Origin of the sequence: Microcystis sp. M53602_WE12 (assembly GCF_030065455.1) — a bacterium.
GTDB lineage: Bacteria > Cyanobacteriota > Cyanobacteriia > Cyanobacteriales > Microcystaceae > Microcystis > Microcystis aeruginosa.
In genome coordinates this window covers 1-3,661 of record NZ_JASJFB010000215.1, presented here as the reverse complement: position 1 = coordinate 3,661, position 3,661 = coordinate 1, and the positions used below count along the sequence as shown (strand labels likewise).

Below are 3,661 nucleotides of genomic sequence, written 5' to 3'. Positions count from 1 at the left end.
TGGAGGGAGTCTGGCAAAAGTCTTACAGTCTCTAAACTCTAGCTCTCTTATGGGGTAAGCCTTCAAGCTATCGCTAACTAACAGAAACCCGAAATTTGAGTTTTTATTAGAAAAAAAGTTAGCGATCACTTGTCAACCAAGGGTTTCAGAATCTGGATTCCGTCGGGGATTTCCGAAAGTTCCAGAAGAGCGTTAGCTAGATTGAACAAATTTTTTGACAAGAAGGCATAATGGTCTATTTCTGACCATAAGGGATGGTTTTGACTGATAATATGACGTTCAACTAGCTTCATCTCTTGATTATACCTGATAACGTTCTTAAAATCTATCGGTGGCCAAAGTTACTTATTTTAGTTGTATAGCTACAGAAATGAGTAACTTTAAAAAGCTTTAGGTAGGTTTTTGGTTTCTGTGGTTAACCCCACATTAAGCCGAAAGTGGCAGTGGACAAAACAAGGGTTTTGATAGTGAGTTTCACGGGAAAATCTCCTTAAAAGGCTAGGTACAGTCAAAAGGGTACAACGTACCCTCCCACATCATATTTGTTTTTTTTATGAATGTCCACTACTTTTGATGTAGATTTTTTTTCCACGTTATGGTAAGGGAATCGGGGGACAGGGGGAAAACGCCCATCTGGTGGCGCAGTTAAGAAAGTCAGAAGCCAGAAATCGGGTGGGGAAGAAATTCTGTCTTCTGCCTTGATGGCGGGCAATCTGCCTACTGATGAGATTCTAGCCTCGTGGTTTTGCTATTGTCCCCATCCGAGAATAAATCATCGCTAAATAGATCATCAAGGGGCAGTTCTTCGTCAGAAGGTAAGGATTCTAGATTAGCCATTTCTTCATTATCCAACATACTGAAGAAATCTAGTTCTTCTTGGTCACTCGCAACAGAAGCAACTTTTTGGCGGTTAGATGCAACTGTGGGGGTTTCTTCCGCAAAATAATCGAATAATTCGGGGTTATTGCTGTCAGCGGTATCAGCAAATAAGTCATCTAGAAAATTTTGGTTATCAGCGAATTTTTCGGTGTCGGGGGCTAATAAATCAGAGAAACTGGGGTCACTGCTAACGGTTTCTTGAATCTGACCGTAATTACCCGATAATTCTTCTAGGCTACCGATAGTTCTCGTTTCTTCCTCTAATGTTAAACTGTTGAGAAATTCTATCTCAGCAGCGGACATCTCCCAGTCAGAGATTGCTGGTTCTGCCATGACGGGAAAATCTTCGCTCTCAGTCATTTCTGGAGAAACTAAGGTTTCTTCTGGGCTGTTTAAACCGTCAAATGTCTCCTCGAAAACGGAGGTTTCTAGGGGCATTTCGGGGGCAAATTCTGGTTCCAATACTAGGGTTTCTTCGGTGATAAAACCATCAAAAGGATTCATCTCACTGCTGAATTCTGATTCGGAACCAGGCGTTTCTAGGGGCGTTTCAGGGGCAAATTCTGGTTCCAATACTAGGGTTTCTTCGGTGATAAAACCATCAAAAGGATTTATTTCTTCGTCCCTGGGGCTATCGGGAAAATCATCCCAGGGTTCGACGATTTCAGTGGTTCGATCATCCACTACTGCTTGGCGGGCATTTTCTAGTCCTAACAGTTGGCTTTGATAACTCTGTTCTAGTTGTTGAATTTGCCACTGATAGCCCTTTTCTAATTCTAGAATCTGCGCCTGTTGACTTTGACGCAGAGCCTCTATTTCCCCTTGCTTCCCGTCTATAATCTCTTGTATTTGACTTTGGTAGCTTTGGCGCAATTCCTCGATTTTAGCCTCGTATTCCTGTTCAAGTTGCTGAATTTGGGTTTTATCGGCGACTTCCACTGCTTGAGCGGGAGTTGCGCTGGCTATCTCTTGCAAACGTCCTTGGCTATCTTCTAACTCTTTTTGCAATTTAGCCACTTCTTCTCTATAGGTGGCTTCGATATTGCGAATCCGTTCTTCGGAGAGAGCGAGTGGTTTTAACTGTCCTTTGCTGTCTTTTAACTCCTCTTCGGCTTTACCTAAATCCGCCCGAATTTTCGCATATTTTTGCCGTTCTTCCCTGATTTTTCCCTCTTGCAGGGCATATAAAGCCCCACCCCCGATCGCACCTCCACCGACAAAACCGATTAAAATATCGAAGATATTCATTATGGGATTCCTCCTCTAGGAAAATTTACTTTATAATATGCCCAATCTCAGAGGATAATTCACAAGGGGCAAATGTGGTCAGTGTTTTCCGCCGCTCTTTATGCTGATTGCTTTTGATTGTGGCAGCAATTATCAGAAAAAGAAAGCAAATATTCAGTTTTTTATCGGCAAATGTTCACCCTTAGGGCAGTTATCTCGATGGTGAGGTACAAAGTCTCTGGTTTTAGGGCGGGGTTAGTGACACCTCGTCTTTGTGAGAAACGCTTTCATCGGTGTTCGCCAAGACATTTCACTGAAGCTGCATTTCCCGATAAGCTTGATAAACGCCGCGCACATTGTACCAATTGAGAAAAATGCGGGCAATTTCTAGGGCTAATTGCGGTTTACCTCGATCGATCAACCATTGTAACAGAGGGGAGAGGCTGCGTTCATTCAGGGTTCCCCCTAGGGAAAGTAAACCCCACAACAGTCGATGAATCCAAGTCATTTGAATCATCATCCGCACTTCCCAGGTGGGATGTTTTTGATAAAAAAGCACTCCCATTCGTCCTCGTTGAATTTCCTTATCGATGAGATTGGGAATTTGAGCGAGATTAAAGGGGGGATGCCAATGATAACCGACGGCTTCAGGACATTTAATTAATTTTAGTCCTAATTGCTTCAATCTCACCCCTAATTCCAAATCTTCCCAACCGTAGAGTTGAAACTGGGTATCAAATAATCCCGCCGCTAATAACCATTTTTTAGCGATCGCCACGTTGCCCGTGGCAAAATAGGCGGCGGAGAAATCGGTGATTTTATAGGGTTCACTGGTGGGATGCTCGAAGTTACAGGTATTAATGACACTGCCGTAGGTAAATAAGCGATCGCTGCCGAGACTTGCTGCCCCGGCGGTTAAAGCGTCGGCATGGGCTTGGAGAAAATTTTCTGTCACTACCAGATCGCTATCGATAAAAATAATCGTATCACCACGAGCTTTTTCTACCCCCAGATTCCTAGCGAGCGCCGGTCCGCCGTGATCCTGTTGCCACAGTTGCAGATGGGGTAAATTGCCTTTGTGACTTTCTAGCCAAGCGATCGTCGCATCGGTAGAGCCATCATCGACAAGGACTATTTCGTAGTTTTCCACCTTATTATCGGTTAAACGCTGATTTTCTAGGGCTAGTAAACATTTTTTTAAAATTGCTTGGCGATTGTAGGTAGGGATGACAACACTGATCAGCACGGGCATTCGGGGGTCAAGATTACCGTTTTAGCTTACCAAATAACCTCGGTTCCTTGATTAGACCTCCTGCAAAAATCAACAATCTTCATTCAGGATTGAGGAGACAGGATTGAGGAGACTATTTTTATTTATTCTCCCCATCTCCCCACACACCACACCCCACACCCTACACCCGTTACAGTAGAGCAGGAAGTCGCCTTCCCACCCCCTGCTTCAAAACCGGACTTACGACTTTCGCCGTATCCGGCTCCTGAGTAACTAGGCTACTGTCATTAGTAGAATAATAATGGGAATTATTATTTCCTTGTC

General features: G+C 43.8%; 2 protein-coding genes. Both read right to left on the bottom strand.

What is annotated here, in order from left to right; genetic code table 11:
• Positions 1–717 precede the first annotated feature (717 nt).
• Complete coding sequence (locus PX482_RS07860) at positions 718–2,127, bottom strand: GumC domain-containing protein (protein WP_002758131.1); 1,410 nt, start codon at positions 2,125–2,127, stop codon at positions 718–720.
• Positions 2,128–2,416: 289 nt separating this feature from the next.
• On the bottom strand, positions 2,417–3,358 hold the full coding sequence (locus PX482_RS07855) for a glycosyltransferase family 2 protein (RefSeq protein ID WP_002758132.1): 942 nt from the start codon (positions 3,356–3,358) through the stop codon (positions 2,417–2,419).
• Positions 3,359–3,661: the final 303 nt, after the last annotated feature.